This is a genomic window from Ruegeria sp. CK1 (genome assembly GCF_056536545.1).
Genome location: NZ_JBQFPX010000001.1, coordinates 1,046,648 through 1,064,382, shown reverse-complemented (window position 1 = coordinate 1,064,382; position 17,735 = coordinate 1,046,648). Strand labels below are relative to the sequence as shown.

Genomic DNA, 17,735 nt, shown 5'->3' with positions numbered 1-17,735 from the left:
CACCCCCCATCAATGTCGCTTTTGTATCATGAATGACGATTTCGTACATTGACGTCATCTGAATTCTGGGGCCGAATGTCTCAATGGGGATGACGAAGAACCAACATGAATTCCGAGAACCTGCTGTCCGGTACCATTCGGTCTGAGCGGTTCCGATCTTTTTCAAAAAAAATACGTGTCACAGGGAGAGACCTAAATGAACAATCAAAACGCCAAAGGAGCACCCGTCCACTGGGCAGCAGAAATGCATGCCAAGGAGTACCGGGACGGCAAACTGAGCAGGCGTGAATTTATGGCCCGCGCAACTGCGCTGGGTGTTGCAGTGCCTACGGCTTATGGCTTGATTGGCCTGCAATCACCTGCTCATGCACAGGAACCGCAACGAGGCGGCACCATCCGCTACCAGATGGAAGTGCGCGCACTCAAAGACCCGCGTACTTATGACTGGACCCAGATTGCAACCTTCACCGCGGGGTGGCTGGAGTACCTAGTTGAGTACAACAACGACGGGTCGTTTAAACCGATGCTGTTGGAAAGCTGGGAGGCCAATGACGACGCGACCGAGTACACTCTGAACGTCCGCCAAGGCGTAAAGTGGAACAACGGTGATGATTTCACTGCCGAAGATGTCGCTCGGAATATCACCGGATGGTGTGATGCAACGCTTGAAGGCAACTCGATGGCGTCACGCATGGCATCGCTGATAGACGAAAGCACCCAAAAGGCTGCAGATGGGGCAATTACCGTTGTCGATAGCCACACGGTGAAGCTGACGTGTAACGCGCCGGATATCACTATCATCCCAGGTATGGCTGATTATCCAGGTGCTATCGTGCACAGCAGCTTTGACCCCAACACCATGCTGGACAACCCGATCGGCACAGGTTTCATGCTGCCCGAAAGCCACGAAGTTGGCGTCAAAGGCGTTCTGGTCCGCAATGAAGACTTTGAATGGTGGGGATACGAAGCTGGCAAAGGCGGCTATATCGACCGGATCGAGTTCATCGATTATGGCACCGACCCTGCTGCCTTCCTAGCCGCGTATGAGGCCGAAGAGATCGACATGAACTGGGAGTCGGTTGGCGAATTCGTCGACATCTTTGACAGCATCGGCTTGGTCCGCTCGGAAATCCCGTCAGGCTTTACGATTGTCATCCGGCCTAACCAATTGGCCGAAGACGCCAACGGCAACAAAATCTACGGCGACAAACGTGTTCGTCAGGCGCTTGCAATGGCTGTAGACAACGCCGTTTGTCTGGAACTTGGCATGTCCGGTTACGGTATTGTTGCAGAAAACAGCCATGTTGGTCCGATGCATCCTGAGTACGATTCGGAAGTGACCCGTATTCCCTATGACCCAGCCGGGGCCAAGGCTTTGATGGATGAAGCTGGCATGGGTGATTTCGAGCACGAAGTTCAGTCCATCGACGACGATTGGCGCCGGAACACCACCGCGGCTGTTGTCGCCCAGCTCAACGACGCTGGCATCAAGGCGAAACATACGGTTCTGCCGGGATCCACTTTCTGGAACGATTGGACAAAGTACCCCTACTCTTCGACCAACTGGAACCACCGCCCGCTTGGCACGCAAATCCTTGCACTGGCCTATAAGTCAGGAGTTGCGTGGAACGAGTCAGGATTCTCGAACGAAGAGTTCGACAAGCTGCTTGCCGAAGCAAACTCTATCTCAGACGTCGATATGCGGCGCGAAGTGATGGGCAAGTTGCAGGCGATCATGATCGACGAAGGCGTGGTGATTCAGCCCTATTGGCGGACAGCGATGCGCCACCACCGCGACAACATGGTTGGTGTCGAAAAGCACATTGCGGACCTACCCCAACTCTACAAGTTTGGCTTGTTGAGCTAAGCCAGCACTAAACTGGCCGCGCCACAAGGGCGCGGCCTTTTCGCCCAGACCGCGGCGGCACCGGAAAACAGCAATGCGTGGGATCAGGTAGTCTTCGCGCTAGCCTATCTACAGGGGCCAATATGGGACTTTTTATCCTCAAGCGTGTCGGCATCATGCTCATGACAGCATTATGTCTGACATTCTTAGTCTTTTTCCTTACTAACCTATATCCGAACCTTGAAAAGCTAGCCAAAACGCAAGGCAACTTCCGCATGTCGGATGAGCAGGTTGAAAGCTTTTTAGAAAAGAATGGATACCTTCAACCAACGCCAGTCAAATACGGCGAATGGTTGGGTGTGCTGCCGTCCTTTAGACACACGAACGAAGACGGCACAGTTCAGGGTCGATGCATACTGCCGGGCGAATCCGCAGAAAACGCGCCTAAGTTCTGCGGCATTCTGCAAGGATACTGGGGTTATTCCACCGTCTTTAAAGAAGAAGTCTCAACCGTTGTCGGAAACCGGTTGGCTCTGACGGGGCGGCTGATGCTCTGGGTTATGCTTTTGATGGTACCTTCGGCGCTGATCTTGGGCATTCTCGCGGGGATGAAAGAAGGGTCTGCAACCGACCGCACGCTTTCGACCTTTGCAATCACCACTACGGCAACGCCTGAATATGTGTCAGGTGTTATTTTCATCGCGATTTTCACGTCATCTGCTGTGGGCCTTAAATGGTTCAAGGGCACGGCGACGCAGGCGATGGAGAACCCCACCTTCGAGAATTTCTTCCTGCCAGTGCTGACCATCGCACTTTATGGCATGGGCTATATCGCCCGGATGACGCGCGCCTCGATGACCGAGGTGATGACCGCGCAATACATCCGTACCGCACGGCTTAAAGGTGTTTCATTCCCAAACATCGTTATGAAACACGCGCTGCGAAACGCGCTGATTGCGCCTTTCACCGTCATCATGCTGCAGTTCCCATGGCTGCTGAACGGCGTGGTGATCGTTGAGACCCTGTTTAACTACAAGGGCTTTGGCTGGGCATTGGTTCAGGCGGCAGGCAACAACGACATTCAGCTTCTGTTGGCGATTTCGGTTGTGTCGGTCTTTGTGGTGCTGGTAACGCAGCTGATCTCGGATATCGGCTATGTTTACCTCAACCCGCGCATTCGCATTTCTTAAGGAGGGTTAGATAATGGAACCACTTACCTGGACCGGCTCTATCGCAATTCTGAACCCTCTGCTGGCAATAGCAATCGCGGCGCTGCTGATCTCAATCGTTGTATGGATCATCGGAAGCATCGTCCTGCCAGAAGCGCCAATGAGCGTGAATCTGGACGGCACTCTCAGCTCAGGCTCGGGCCTGCGCGGGTTGACCCAGAAAGCCCTGCAATACAGCTTTTTAGCCTGCGTCCTTCTGCTGTTGGCCTACATTGTGCTGGGTATCCTGATGGGAACAAGCGCAGGGATAATCGGCGCGATATCGCAACAGTTCCTGCCTGTATGGCTGTCACTGGTCATTCTGTATGCCATGTCGATTGCCTTTAAACGCCGCCTCGGTCTTTACGGCAAACTGTTTGACAGCCCAATCGGCATGATCGGCTTCGGCCTTGTGATGTTCTGGGTATTTACCGGAATCTTCGGCGCATTGGATTTGATCGTAACGCACGATCCATTGGCACAAGTGTCTGGTATGAAAAACAAAGTGCCTGGGACGCCGCTGCCCAGCCCCGAACAGGGTGAGTACACTTGGTACCTTTTGGGTGGAGACAACCTTGCCCGAGACGTCTTTAGCCGAATGGTTAAAGGTGCCTGGATCGTAGTTCAGATCGCGCCGCTGGCAACAATGTTTGCATTCATGGTTGGGATCACTTTGGGTCTACCGGCCGGCTACTACGGTGGTCGCCTGGATACACTCCTGTCGTTCTTGGCGAACCTGATCCTGGCATTTCCGGTGATCCTGCTGTTCTACCTGCTGGTGACACCTGAAATCGTTGCAACGGGCGTGCCGAACTATATGGCAGCTATTCTGTTCGTGTTTCCGATCTTGTTCTTGGGCGTCTTGCTGAACTCGCGCTTTTACACGCGACCGAGTTTCCGAACGCCACTTTTGATCGGGGTTCTGGGCATCGCGATTTGGTTGTATCTGTCGCTGATCTCGACCGGGGGTTATATCATCAATACTGACAGCTACCGTATTTGGGGCCTGCCCACCTATCTGGATCTATTTGACATCCCCGGTGGCATCCTTGTGGTGTTCGTCTCGGTTGTCTTCGTTAACTCACCCACGGTCTTCCGTATCGTGCGCGGGCTAGCGCTAGACATTAAAACCCGAGACTACGTGGCGGCGGCACAGACCCGCGGTGAAGGTCCGTGGTACATCATGCTGTGGGAAATCCTGCCCAACGCGCGTGGTCCGCTGATCGTCGATTTCTGTCTGCGCATTGGTTACACCACCATCCTTCTGGGAACCTTGGGTTTCTTCGGACTGGGTCTTCCGCCGGAAAGCCCGGACTGGGGTTCCACCATCAACGAAGGGCGCAAACTTCTTTCGATTTACCTGCACCCTGCCCTGCCACCTGCGCTGGCGCTGTTGTCGCTGGTTCTGGGTCTGAACCTGCTGGCTGATGGTCTGCGCGAGGAAAGTCTGAAGGATTGATGTGATCGAGGCTGGGGGGCTCTGCCCGTCGCCATTGCTTCTCGAACCAATGGCGCACCAATGGCACCCCCCGGGATATTTTAAGCCAGATGAAGGGGATCCCCTGACTCTCGCGAGGAGTAAGTAAGATGAACAAACTGGCGGATTATGATGGGCCAATTCTAGAGATCGATAAATTGTCGATTTCGTTTTTCACCCGTCTTCGCGAAATCCCAGCCGTTATGGATTTCTCAGTCAGCGTACAACCCGGTGAAGCTGTTGGTCTGGTGGGTGAATCTGGCTGCGGCAAGTCCACCGTGGCGCTGGGTGTCATGCAAGACCTTGGTAAGAACGGTCGGATCGTTGGCGGATCGATCAAGTTTAAAGGGCGTGATCTTTCCGAGATGACCTCGGACGAGTTGCGCGACATTCGCGGCAACGAGATCGCAATGATCTATCAGGAGCCGATGGCCTCGTTGAATCCAGCGATGAAGATTGGCAAACAGCTGATGGAAGTGCCGATGATCCACGAAGGAGTGGGCACTGAAGAAGCTTATGCGCGCGCGCTGGAAGTGGTTACCGATGTTCGCCTGCCCGACCCAGAGCGGATGCTGAATTCTTTCCCTCACCAGCTCTCAGGCGGACAGCAGCAGCGGATCGTTATCGCGATGGCGCTAATGTCCAAACCAGCTTTGCTGATTTTGGATGAACCCACAACTGCTTTGGACGTAACTGTTGAGGCAGCAGTGGTAGAATTGGTCAAAGACTTGGGTAAGAAATACGGCACTTCGATGCTGTTCATTTCGCACAATCTAGGGCTGGTTTTGGAAACCTGTGACCGCCTGTGCGTGATGTATTCAGGTGAAGCGGTCGAACGCGGTTCGATCAAGGATGTGTTCGACGAGATGCAGCACCCGTATACGCAGGCGCTGTTCCGGTCTATCCCTCTGCCTGGCGCCGACAAAAACGCGAGACCGCTGGTGGCAATTCCGGGGAACTTCCCTCTGCCACATGAGCGCCCACCGGGATGTAATTTTGGTCCGCGCTGCGATTACTTCGAAGAAGGCCGTTGCGACGCTCAGAACATTTTGATGGAGCCCGTCCCAGGCAATGATCGCCACCACACACGCTGTCTGAAATTCCAAGAGATCGATTGGAACGCTCCGATCACCGTTGCTGAGCAAAAAGAAAAGGCCGAAATCGGCCGCACTGTTCTAAAGATGGACAACCTCAAGAAATACTATGAAGTGGCCGCGAACGCGCTATTTGGCGGTGGCGATACGAAGGTTGTGAAGGCCAACGAGACTTTGAGCTTTGAAGCCCACGAGTCAGAAACGCTCGCCATTGTGGGCGAGTCGGGCTGCGGTAAGTCTACATTTGCCAAAGTTCTGATGGGGCTTGAAACTGCAACGGACGGTCAAATCCTACTGGACAACCGCAATATCGAGGCTGTTCCCATCGAAGAGCGCGATGCCAAGACCGTCGGCGAAGTTCAGATGGTATTCCAGAACCCGTTCGACACATTGAACCCCTCAATGACCGTTGGCCGACAAATCATCCGCGCGTTGGAAATCTTTGGCGTTGGTAATTCTGAGGCAGAGCGCAAAAAACGCATGCTGGAACTGTTGGATCTGGTGAAGCTGCCCCGTGCCTTTGCTGACCGCATGCCAAGACAACTGTCGGGGGGGCAGAAGCAACGTGTCGGCATCGCTCGCGCGTTTGCTGGGGACGCACGGATCGTTGTTGCGGACGAACCGGTTTCAGCCCTCGACGTATCGGTGCAAGCCGCGGTGACCGATCTGTTGATGGAAATTCAACGCGAACACAAAACTACGCTGCTATTCATCAGCCACGATCTTTCAATCGTTCGTTACCTTAGCGACCGTGTAATGGTGATGTATTTGGGCCATGTCGTTGAGTTGGGCACCACCGATCAAGTCTTTGCTCCGCCCTACCATCCTTACACCGAAGCTCTGCTGAGCGCCGTGCCAATTGCGGACACGTCGATTGAAAAGCAGCATATCGTTCTTGAAGGTGACATCCCATCGGCGATGAGCCCGCCTCCGGGATGCCCGTTCCAAACCCGATGCCGCTGGAAGTCTGAAGTTCCAGGCGGGCTGTGTGAAAGTGATGTGCCGCCGGTTAAAACCTTGGCTGACGGGCATCAGGTGAAATGCCATCTGGCCGACGATGTTCTTGCCCGTATGGAGCCGGTCATCAAGATCGCTGCCGAATAGCACTGGAGAAGCAAGCAGTGGGTGTCAGCACTGAATGGCACCCACTGTCACATTGACCAATCAGCGCTAGGCGCTCTGTGTTTGGCGGGCTCGAAACTATCGGCTAGTACGTTCCGACACCCGTCACGGGCGGTCGCGCGGGCCGTTTATGGTCTGCACCTTGCCGGTACGTTCTGAGCCTTGGTTGATGATGATCAATGCTCATTCGCGAAAACGAGACACTCGCAGTGCAACATAGGTGACAGTGCTGGTTAACCGCCCCAGATTACCTTTACGTAATTCTGGGTTTCCTTGTAGGGCGGTACGCCGCCATGTTTTTCGACAGCTTCCGGACCAGCATTATAAGCCGCCAATGCCAAGCGCCAGGATTTGAATTTGCGATACTGCCAGGAAAGGTATCGCGCGCCACCCTCCAAATTCTGCTTTGGATCATGAGGGTTAACCCCCAAAAGCTGTGCGGTTCCAGGCATCAATTGCGCCAGCCCCAACGCACCCTTGTGCGACTTCGCATGAGGGTTCCAGCCGCTTTCCTGCTGTACCAAACGCAAAAACAACTCTTCTGGAACACTGTGCTTGCGCGCGGCCTGACGCGCCAGCGTCATATACTCACCACGATATTTCCCGGTATAGCGCTTATTGAATTGTGGTTGGGACGTTTTCGGCTTTAGCCGCTCAGAGTCCCGGTATTGAGTTGCGGCACGGCTATCTAAGACTTTAGACTGCTTAAGGAAAATGTCTTTACGGCTTTTTGTCGACAACGTGTCCGCCGACAACGGAGCCGCGACCAGTGCCACGCACACAACCGAAAAACAGCTCACCAGAAAACGCATAAACGCCTGTCCCGTCCGTTTAGAACTCGTTGGAGTATAGGTATCCCAGTCAATAATGAAAGGTTGGTAAACCAACCCTGAACAATTTCTTGCCTAGTGTTGCGTCTATCATCTGTATTTCAACCAAGCCACAGGACGTATAGGGTCGCTTGGAAACACAGCGCCAGATTCGGGCGCGTTCACGTCAATTAAAAACGGGGAAATACATGGCGGGTTCAGTCAACAAAGTCATTCTGGTCGGAAATTTAGGCCGCGATCCCGAGGTCCGGACATTCCAGAACGGCGGCAAAGTTTGCAATCTGCGCATCGCCACATCCGAAACCTGGAAAGACCGCAACACAGGCGAGCGTCGCGAGCGAACCGAATGGCATTCGGTTGCAATCTTTAACGAGGGACTGGTTCGCGTTGCCGAGCAATACCTTCGAAAAGGATCTAAAGTTTACATTGAGGGGCAGCTACAGACCCGCAAGTGGCAGGATCAGTCGGGACAGGATCGTTACTCGACCGAGGTCGTTCTGCAGGGGTTCGGCTCTACTCTGGTGATGCTCGACGCGCGCGGTGAAGGTGGCGGCGGTGGCTACGGTGGTGGGCAATCGGGCGGCTACGGTGGCGGCCAAGCCGGTGGTGGTTATGGTGACCCCTATGGCGCACCGTCAAGCGCCCCTGCTCCAGCGTCCGGCGGAATCGACGACGACGAGATTCCGTTCTAAACGAAACGGAGACATAGCATGACATGGTCCTTCTCACTCGGCCGGTTTCTAGGGTCGGAACTGAGGGTCCATGTCACCTTTTTCCTGCTGCTGGCCTGGGTTGGGTTCGCTGCTTATTCCAATGGTGGATTACCGGCTGCTATTGAAAACCTGATCTTCGTACTGGCACTGTTTGCTTGTGTCGTTGCTCATGAATTCGGCCATGCTTTGATGGCCCGGCGATACGGGATCAAAACCCCAGATATCACCCTATTGCCAATTGGAGGTCTAGCCCGGCTGGAACGGATGCCGGAACAGCCAATGCAAGAGGTGTGGGTCGCGCTGGCTGGACCTGCCGTAAACATAGTCATCTGGATCGTGTTGGTCGCCTTTGGGGCCGGAATGCCATTAGAGACAATGGCCCAAATTGACTCAACTGATCCGAGCCTGCTGAATCGGTTGGCTTACGTGAACCTACTGCTGGCCGCCTTCAACATGATCCCTGCCTTTCCGATGGACGGCGGCCGGGTTTTCAGGGCCTTGCTATGTTTGAAGATGGATCGGGTCAAAGCCACTAAAGTTGCCGCCTTGGGTGGACAAATTGTTGCTGTCGCTTTTGGTTTTTGGGGATTAAGCACTGGCAACGCCATATTGGTACTAATCGCTGTCTTTGTCTTCGTCGCCGCAAATTCAGAAAGTCAGGACGTTGCAATGCGTTCGGTCGCGCGCCGGGTTCTGGCCCGCGATGCAATGATCACGGAATTCCACGCTCTGTCCCAGTCCGACACTCTAGCCAGCGCTGCACAGGCCGTCATTCACACCACGCAACACGAATTTCCGGTGCTTAATTCCAGCGGCGATTTGTTGGGTTTTGTAACGCGAAACCGACTTTTCGCAGCACTAGCCGGGGACAAGCCTCGATCGGACCTCGCTACGTCGATAATGGAAACGAATATTCCACAAGTCCAACTGACCAGCGGCCTGGAAAGGGTTTTGGACGCATTGCACAAAGGTGCCCCAGCCGTTGCCGTGTGCACGCAGGCCGGAAACATGGTTGGCTATATTACACGAGAGAACATCGGTGAGCTGATGGTGATCCGCAGTCGTTAATCAAACAGTCGCCAACGCATCTTCCAAAATCGAAATCACCGCCTCACGCGGGACGTCCGAGGTTACAAAGGCGTCACCAATCCCTCGGGCCAGAATGAACCGTAGCTGACCGTCGATAACTTTCTTATCTTGTGCCATCAGATCAACCAAAGCTTCGGCGCCCGGCAGATCACCAGGGATGTCAGCCAGATCTGTCTTCATACCCATCGCCCGCAAATGCGCTCGTACGCGACTGGGGTCTTCCTGCGAACATAAACCTAGGCGCGAAGACAACTCGAACGCCAACGCACAGCCAATGGCCACGCCCTCACCATGCAGTAGTCGGTCAGAATAACCAGTGGCGGCTTCAAGCGCATGGCAGAAAGTATGTCCCAAGTTCAGCAGTGCGCGATCGCCCTGCTCGGTCTCATCTCGCGCCACGATATCGGCCTTCATCTGCACCGAACGTGTCACTGCATGCACTCGTGCGGCCATATCGCCACCTGAAACAGCCGGTCCGTTGGTTTCAAGCCACTCAAAGAACGCTGAATCCCCTAACAGGCCGTATTTCACCACCTCGCCATAGCCAGACAAGAAGTCGCGCTTTGTCATCGACCCCAACACTGAAGTATCGGCCAGCACTAGAGACGGCTGATGAAACGCCCCGATCAGGTTCTTACCCTGCGGCGCGTTGATCCCGGTCTTACCACCCACCGAACTGTCGACCTGTGCAAGTAGCGAGGTTGGAATTTGCACGAACCGTACTCCACGCCGCAACACAGCCGCGGCAAAGCCGACCAAATCGCCTATGACACCGCCACCAAAAGCAATCACGACATCGCGACGCTCGATCTTCTCGGCCAGCAGCCATTCAACGGTGCGTTCGAAATGCGGCCAGCTTTTGGTTGCTTCGCCAGCGGGTAAAGTCAGCGACGTCATCTCGACCCCGGCTGAAGCCAAACCGTCACGCAGCGCATCCAGGTGCAGCGCCCCTACGTTTTCATCGGTGACCACAGCGACTTTGGGTCGATAAAGCAACGGTATGATCTTTGAACCACCATGCGCGAGCAAATCCGGTCCGATTTCCACATCATACGAGCGTTCGCCGAGCGATACATGTACGGTTTGGTGCATTACTTCCGTTCCAAAACATCAGGGCGTGTCGCCAATGCATCCACCACCCGGTTGACCATATTCTCGATCGAGGTTTCACCATCGGAGTCAGCGATCAGATCAGCCTGCGCATAGACCGGAACGCGCTGCTCATACAACCCTCGCAACGTTGCGTAAGGGTCCGCAGTACGCAGCAAGGGGCGCGTGTCCTTGTGTTTGACGCGATTCCACAGAACCTCAAGATCGGCCCGAAGCCAGACCGACACCCCGCGTTCAGTGATCATCAAACGGTTCTTTTCGGCAAGAAACGCTCCACCACCGGTCGACAGGATGCCTTTTTCTTCGTCCAGCAAGCGCCCGATGACCTGACTTTCCTTGGCGCGAAAAAACGGCTCTCCGTCGCGCTCGAAAATCTCTGGGATGGTCATATTGGCCGCTGATTCGATCTCGGCATCGCTGTCGAGGAAAGGAACACCCAGCCGCGCAGCCAGTGCACGGCCCACAGCGGTCTTACCTGCGCCCATCATGCCCACAAGAACCACTGTTTTGTGCAGTGCAAAGCCCGCATCCGGGTCCAAGTGGGAGGTGTTATGCTTAATTTCGCTCATTTCACCGTGAATGACGTGATCTTACGAAAAATGCTAGCTATAACTATATCAAAAGAGAAAATTGGGGCAGCGTTGAGCAATGGGTCGTCTGATAAAGTTCCTGTTATATCTAATTTGCCTGTGTTTTATCGGGCTGGTGGCATACGCCTATCTAGGACCGTTCTTTGGTGTAGACTTCTCGGCACCACAAGACGAGATACGAGAACCGGTAATACTGAATGTCGAATAAAGCCGCCGTGTTCGCGTTGTTCCTTGCCGGATCGGCGCAGGCGCAACAGGAACCTCTCACCGTTATTGAGTGGTTGAGCAACCCGCCAGAAAACTTGCCGGGAACGGTTCTGTTGGAACCACCGGTGACAAAAACCGGTATGCAACCGGATGTCGAAGTCACACCGTTAGAGGCACTATCGCCGCCGCTCGGGCTGGTTTCTTCGTCCGTGACCGGATTGCCTGTCGACATTTGGCAGAACAGTGATCCGGATCGTTTGGCGCAGCTGATTGGTCGCGTACCCGTTAGGTACAGCCCTGCGATGCAACGCTTGCTATTCACCCTGCTTCTTTCCGAAGCACGGGCGCCAACCGGACAAAATGCCGAGGAAACCCTCTTGCTTGCGCGGCTCGACCGGCTGATGCAATTAGGTGCCGCAGACCCCGTACAATCTTTGGTTCAACTGGCCGGCCCCACGGACAGCCGCGAACGGTTTCAGCGTTGGTTTGACGCGACCCTTCTAACAGGGGACGAGGACCGCAGTTGCACTGCTCTGATTGCGCAGCCGCATCTTTCCCAAGACTATTCGGCGCAGATATTTTGCAAGGCTCGCCGCGGGGATTGGGCTTCCGCTGCCCTGACGCTCGAAGCCGCCCATGCACTACAGGTATTGCCGCCAGAGGAATTGGATTTGCTGGATCGGTTCCTTAGCCCCGAACTTTTTGAGGACGCTGAGTATCTACCGCAACCCGATAGTCCTGATCCTCTGTCATTTCGCTTGTTCGAAGCGATCGGTGAACGCCTGCCCTCTGCCCCATTGCCGCGCGCTTTTGCCAATGCCGACCTGCGGGATGTGGCTGGTTGGAAAGCACAGATTGAAGCAGCTGAACGATTGACACGGATTGGTGCGTTAACTCCCAACCAATTGCTGGGTCTTTACACCGAACGTGATCCTGCCGCGTCTGGCGCAGTCTGGGACCGGGTCGCAGCGATTCAGAAATTCGAAAGCGCGCTTGAATCTGGCAAACCCGGGGCGATAGCCAAAGCATTGCCCCTTGCCTGGGACCAAATGCGCAGCGTTGGACTTGAGGTTCCATTCGCCGAACTGTTTGCCGGACGGTTGGCGCAACTCTCGCTTCCGGACGCTAATGCCGAAGACCTGCGTTGGCGTATCCTTTTGCTTTCCGAACTTTATGAGACCGCCGCGTTATCGCCACCTGATCAGTCTGAGGAAACGCTGTTTTTAGCAGCCCTGGCACAGGGTGATCCACGACGCGCGCGCACCCCGTCCCCTCAAGCCGACGCTGTGGCTCAAGGGTTTGCTTGGGCTGCCCCAATCCCGTCGGATATCGAAGCAATGCTGAATAACAATCAGTTGGGCGAAGCTATACTTGAAACAATGGAATTGTTTGCTCATGGCGCTCGCGGCAACTTGGTCGATCTGACCGCCGCCATAGCAACGCTACGACGCGTTGGGTTAGAGGACACTGCACGCCGTGCAGCCCTGAACCTTCTGATTTTGCAGGGCACCTGATCATGGTGTCACCAGCGACTTCGGACCTGTGGATTTCCACTTTCCTACAAGCGCAAGCTGCCGAGTTGGGCGCAGCCAACAACACCCTGTTAGCCTATGGGCGTGATCTTAAGGATTTTGCTGCTTGGTTGCAGCGGCGCAAGTTCGGATTTGCCGAAGCTGAACGGGATCAGATCGAAGCTTATCTGATCGACTGCGACGCGCAGGGGCTGGCGCAGTCCACTCGCGCACGTCGGCTTTCAGCGATCAAACAGATTTATCGTTTTGCTTTCGAAGAAGGCTGGCGCGACACTAATCCGGCAATTCAAATTAAAGGCCCTGGGCGACAGAAACGTCTGCCCAAAACGTTGGACGTGCCCGAGGTCGACAAGTTGCTGCAAGCTGCCCGTCAAACCGGGCGCACTGCGACGGACCGTGTGCGCAACACCTGCCTGATGGAGGTTCTTTATGCCACGGGCATGCGCGTAACAGAGCTGGTTTCGCTACCGGTTTCCTCTGCCCGGGGCGACCCACGCATGCTGCTGGTGTTGGGAAAAGGCGGCAAGGAACGAATGGTGCCGCTTTCCCCGCCTGCTCGTGAGGCATTGGCGACGTGGCTCATGGTCCGTGACGAAACCGAGGATCAGCTTGTTGCTGACGGTGGTCAAAGATCCAAATTTTTGTTCCCCTCGCGCGGCAAGTCTGGGCACTTGACGCGACACATGTTCTTTCTGCTGGTCAAAGAACTAGCGGTTCAGGGCGGTGTCTCACCCGAGAAAGTCACACCTCATACGTTGCGCCATGCCTTTGCAACGCACCTCTTGGCAAACGGAGCCGACCTAAGGTCGATCCAGACCTTACTGGGTCATGCCGACGTTGCGACCACTGAAATATACACCCACGTTCTGGATGAGCGTTTGGCAGAGCTGGTGTTAGAGCATCACCCACTGGCTAAAGACCCGGCAGACAAGGGCTAACCCCTTGATCCGCAGGGGTAGCGCCCCCATAACGGATGCAACTACACCAACAAACAAGGACCGATGGAACCCTCACCTTCTCTGATCGACGGCGCATTCTGGTTTACCACAGGCGCCATTTTGTTGTTGCTTGTTCTGTCGGGCTTTTTCTCAGGTTCTGAAACGGCATTGACCGCATCGTCACGCGGTAAGCTGCGGGCGCAGGCCGACAAGGGCTCGCGCGGGGCGCAAAAGGCGCTGGACATCACCGACGACAACGAACGGCTGATCGGCTCGGTTCTGCTGGGCAACAACCTGGTGAATATCCTCGCTGCGTCGCTGGCCACGGCGCTGTTCACAAGACTGTTTGGCGAAAGCGGCGTAGCTTTGGCAACGCTAGTAATGACCCTGCTTGTGCTGATCTTTGCCGAAGTTCTGCCCAAGACCTACGCCATCACCAATTCGGAAAAAGCGGCATCAGCCGTCGCTCCGATCATAAGCATCGTGGTCACTGTCTTTTCGCCCATCGTTGCAGCTGTACGCCTTCTGGTGCGTGGCGTACTGCGTTTGTTTGGGGTTAAAATTGATCCGGACAGCAACATCCTTGCCGTTCGCGAGGAAATCGCAGGCGCTCTGCAACTGGGACATTCAGAAGGCGTGGTCGAAAAGGAAGATCGCGACCGTATCCTTGGCGCGCTGGATCTGGGCGACCGCGCGGTGGAAGAGATCATGCTACACCGCTCAAATATCGAAATGATCGATGCCGATGACGAGCCGGATGCCATTCTCGAACAGTGTCTGCAAAGCCGGCACACTCGCCTACCTGTGTTCCGAGACGAACCGGAAAACATTATCGGTGTGGTCCATGCCAAAGACCTTTTCCGCGCCATGTACGCGCAGGCTGGTGGGTCCGAAGGAAACTCAGAACTTCTGGCCGGATTTGACATCACCAAGGTCGCCAACGACCCTTATTTCGTGCCCGAAACCACGACGTTGGACGATCAGATGCGAGAGTTCCTACGCATCCGAAGCCACTTTGCGTTGGTGGTGGACGAATACGGCTCTTTACGCGGCTTGATCACACTTGAGGATATTCTGGAAGAAATCGTGGGCGAAATTGCCGACGAATTCGATATCGAGGAAGATGTTCCCGTAACCCGTACCGAAGACGGGCAGTTTCTTGTCGAAGGCGCGATGACAATCCGCGACGCTAACCGCGCGATGGATTGGTCCCTGCCGGATGAAGAGGCGAACACAATCGCCGGGCTGGTCATTCACGAGGCACAGATGATCCCGGTTGTTGGTCAGGTATTTTCATTCCACGGCTTTCGATTTGAAGTTACCGCAAAGGAAGGTAACCGTGTCACGGAACTGAAAATCCGCCCTCTTTAGAAAAGAGCCCCCAATCTGGCGCCGGGTTGCAACCTAATTTGCCAGATTTGCCTGCGACCACTGATAAGATCAGCTTGCTGTAGCGACATGTTTTGTCGCTTTCGGCGTTGCATCCGCAATCCCGCTGATCAGACTGGCAAAAACACAAACGGAGGCGTTCATGAAACTTCAAACCCGCGTGGCGGTGATTGGCGGCGGTGTCGTTGGTTGTTCCGTTTTGTATCACCTAACCAAGCTGGGCTGGTCGGACGTCATGTTGCTGGAGCGTTCCGAACTGACCAGTGGTTCGACTTGGCACGCAGCGGGCGGGTTTCACACTTTGAACGGCGACACCAACATGGCCGCGCTGCAGGGGTATACGATCCGATTGTATAAAGAGCTGGAAGAGATCACCGGCATGTCTTGCGGCCTGCACCACGTGGGCGGCGTGACGTTGGCTGACAATCAGGACCGTTTCGACATGCTGTTGGCTGAGCGCGCCAAACATAGATTTATGGGACTGGAAACCGAAATCGTCGGCCCCGAAGAAATCAAGAAGATTGCGCCTATCACCAACACCGACGGGATCATCGGTGCACTTTACGATCCTTTAGACGGGCACCTTGATCCATCGGGTACAACTCATGCTTACGCCAAGGCGGCACGGATGGGCGGAGCCACGATAGAAACCCATTGCATGGTGCGTGAAACCAACCAGCGCCCAGATGGGACATGGGATGTTGTCACCGACAAGGGCACTATCCACGCCGAGCATATCGTAAATGCCGGTGGGCTCTGGGCGCGCGAAGTCGGCGCTATGGCGGGCGCCTACTTCCCTTTGCATCCAATGGAGCATCAGTATCTGGTAACGGACACGATCCCTCAGATTGAGGCGATCATCGACGCCGGAGGTGAGCACCCGCATGTGATGGACCCAGCAGGTGAAAGCTATCTGAGGCAGGAAGGACGCGGGCTGTGCATCGGATTCTATGAACAGCCTTGCAAGCCGTGGGCAGTCGATGGCACGCCTTGGGATTTCGGGCACGAGCTTTTGCCGGACGACTACGACAAGATTACCGAAAGTATCGAGTTCGCCTACAAACGGTTCCCTGTGTTAGCCGAGGCTGGCGTTAAATCGGTAATCCATGGACCATTCACCTTTGCACCGGACGGTAATCCCTTGGTAGGCCCGGTGCCGGGAATGCGTAACTACTGGTCGGCTTGCGGCGTAATGGCAGGCTTCAGCCAAGGCGGCGGAGTTGGCCTAACGCTGGCCCAATGGATGATTGAGGGTGAACCCGAGCGCGACGTGTTCGCCATGGATGTGGCTCGGTTCGGCGACTGGATCAGCCCTGGCTATACTCGCCCAAAAGTCATCGAGAACTATCAAAAACGGTTTAGCGTCGCCTATCCGAACGAAGAACTTCCTGCGGCTCGACCAAACCGCACAACACCAATGTACGATATCTTCAGCGATCTGGGCGCGGTGTGGGGTCAACAGTACGGGCTCGAAGTCCCGAACTATTTCGCCCAAGGCGATGAGCCGGGATATGAGACACCGTCTTTCCGTCGCTCGGACGCGTTTGATGCAACGGGCCGCGAAGTGCGCGCGGTTCGCAATTCAGTTGGCATAAATGAAGTGCACAACTTCGGTAAATACCGTATCACTGGCCGCTCAGCTCGTGCATGGCTGGATCGCGTCGTGGCCGGACGCTTGCCAAAACCGGGCCGCGTGTCCTTGACGCCAATGTTATCCCCCAAAGGCAAGCTGATCGGCGATTTTACCGTTTCCTGCTTGGATGAAGGGGAATTCCACCTGACTGCCTCATACGGCAGTCAAGCGTGTCATATGCGCTGGTTCCTACAGCAACGGCAGGAAGGCGTAGAAATTGAAAACATCAGCGACCGGCTGAATGGTTTTCAGATCGCAGGCCCCAAAGCCACAGAGGTTTTGTCTGATTGCACCCGAGACGATATCTCGGATCTGCGGTTTCTGGACGTGCGGCGCATGACAATTGGAATGACAGACTGCATTGTCCAAAGGGTCAGCTATACAGGTGACCTTGGATACGAAATCTATTGCGATCCGATGGCGCAACGGCAGCTTTGGTGGACTTTGTGGAACGCTGGACAACAACATGACATGGTCCCTTTTGGCATGCGAGCAATGATGAGCCTGCGCTTGGACAAGTTCTTTGGCTCCTGGATGCGAGAATTTTCGCCAGACTACACTGCAGCTGAAACAGGTTTGGATCGTTTCATAGCTTTTTCGAAAACTGCTGATTTTATTGGCCGAGCTTCGGCCGAAGAGGATCGAGCGTTAGGGCCAAAGCGAAAACTGGTCGCGTTCGAAGTTGACGCCGAGGATGCCGATGTAAACGCATACGAACCCATCTGGTTGGATAACAACGTTGTAGGCTTCTGCACATCGGGTGGCTATTCACACCACGCACAAAAGTCGATTGCATTGGGTTTCTTACCCAAGGATCGAGTGGCGGATGGATTGGAAGTCGAAATCGAAATCCTGGGCCAAATGCGAAAAGCCAAAGTTATCTCGAAGCCGTTATTTGACGCCGATGGGGCACGTATGCGGGGATGACACTGCTTAAATGCAAATACATGATGGGTG

At 54.9% G+C, this 17,735-nt stretch carries 13 protein-coding genes; 10 read left to right on the top strand and 3 right to left on the bottom strand.

Going from position 1 to position 17,735, the window contains the following annotated elements; translation table 11 throughout:
- Positions 1–196 precede the first annotated feature (196 nt).
- The 4 genes from ACR0L3_RS05085 (at position 197) to ACR0L3_RS05070 (ending at position 6,729) form a co-directional block, all read left to right on the top strand.
- Complete coding sequence (locus tag ACR0L3_RS05085; RefSeq protein ID WP_480744166.1) at positions 197–1,867, top strand: ABC transporter substrate-binding protein; 1,671 nt, start codon at positions 197–199, stop codon at positions 1,865–1,867.
- A gap of 122 nt (positions 1,868–1,989) precedes the next feature.
- Positions 1,990–3,036: an ABC transporter permease gene (locus tag ACR0L3_RS05080; protein WP_480744164.1), complete on the top strand. Its 1,047-nt coding sequence runs from the start codon at positions 1,990–1,992 to the stop codon at positions 3,034–3,036.
- Positions 3,037–3,049: 13 nt separating this feature from the next.
- Positions 3,050–4,513, top strand: a complete 1,464-nt coding sequence (locus tag ACR0L3_RS05075; protein WP_480744163.1) for an ABC transporter permease — start codon at positions 3,050–3,052, stop codon at positions 4,511–4,513.
- Positions 4,514–4,641: 128 nt separating this feature from the next.
- Entirely contained in the window at positions 4,642–6,729 is a 2,088-nt protein-coding gene (locus ACR0L3_RS05070; RefSeq protein ID WP_480744161.1) for a dipeptide ABC transporter ATP-binding protein, read from the top strand.
- A 251-nt stretch (positions 6,730–6,980) separates the two neighbouring features.
- Here the strand turns inward: ACR0L3_RS05070 and ACR0L3_RS05065 are convergent, their stop codons facing one another.
- A complete protein-coding gene (locus ACR0L3_RS05065) occupies positions 6,981–7,559 on the bottom strand; it encodes a lytic transglycosylase domain-containing protein (RefSeq protein ID WP_480744159.1) in 579 nt (192 codons plus the stop codon).
- Between the two features lie 206 nt (positions 7,560–7,765).
- On the opposite strand from ACR0L3_RS05065, the gene ssb reads away from it, so the two are divergent.
- Positions 7,766–8,269: a single-stranded DNA-binding protein gene (ssb, locus tag ACR0L3_RS05060; protein ID WP_480744158.1), complete on the top strand. Its 504-nt coding sequence runs from the start codon at positions 7,766–7,768 to the stop codon at positions 8,267–8,269.
- 18 nt (positions 8,270–8,287) lie between these two features.
- On the top strand, positions 8,288–9,358 hold the full coding sequence (locus tag ACR0L3_RS05055) for a site-2 protease family protein (protein WP_480744156.1): 1,071 nt from the start codon (positions 8,288–8,290) through the stop codon (positions 9,356–9,358).
- On the opposite strand, the gene aroB is transcribed toward ACR0L3_RS05055, so the two are convergent.
- Positions 9,359–10,471 carry a 3-dehydroquinate synthase gene (gene aroB, locus ACR0L3_RS05050; RefSeq protein ID WP_480744154.1) on the bottom strand — a complete coding sequence of 371 codons (1,113 nt, stop codon included), beginning with the start codon at positions 10,469–10,471 and terminating at the stop codon, positions 9,359–9,361.
- Complete coding sequence (locus ACR0L3_RS05045) at positions 10,471–11,058, bottom strand: shikimate kinase (protein ID WP_480744152.1); 588 nt, start codon at positions 11,056–11,058, stop codon at positions 10,471–10,473. Before ACR0L3_RS05045 ends, aroB begins: the two co-directional genes overlap by 1 nt.
- Positions 11,059–11,276: 218 nt before the next feature.
- Between ACR0L3_RS05045 and ACR0L3_RS05040 the strand changes: the two genes are divergently transcribed.
- The 4 genes from ACR0L3_RS05040 (at position 11,277) to ACR0L3_RS05025 (ending at position 17,705) form a co-directional block, all read left to right on the top strand.
- On the top strand, positions 11,277–12,800 hold the full coding sequence (locus ACR0L3_RS05040) for a hypothetical protein (RefSeq protein WP_480744150.1): 1,524 nt from the start codon (positions 11,277–11,279) through the stop codon (positions 12,798–12,800).
- 2 nt (positions 12,801–12,802) lie between these two features.
- A complete protein-coding gene (locus tag ACR0L3_RS05035) occupies positions 12,803–13,756 on the top strand; it encodes a site-specific tyrosine recombinase XerD (protein WP_480744149.1) in 954 nt (317 codons plus the stop codon).
- A gap of 63 nt (positions 13,757–13,819) precedes the next feature.
- Complete coding sequence (locus ACR0L3_RS05030) at positions 13,820–15,127, top strand: HlyC/CorC family transporter (protein ID WP_480744147.1); 1,308 nt, start codon at positions 13,820–13,822, stop codon at positions 15,125–15,127.
- Between the two features lie 160 nt (positions 15,128–15,287).
- Complete coding sequence (locus ACR0L3_RS05025; RefSeq protein ID WP_480744145.1) at positions 15,288–17,705, top strand: GcvT family protein; 2,418 nt, start codon at positions 15,288–15,290, stop codon at positions 17,703–17,705.
- Positions 17,706–17,735: the final 30 nt, after the last annotated feature.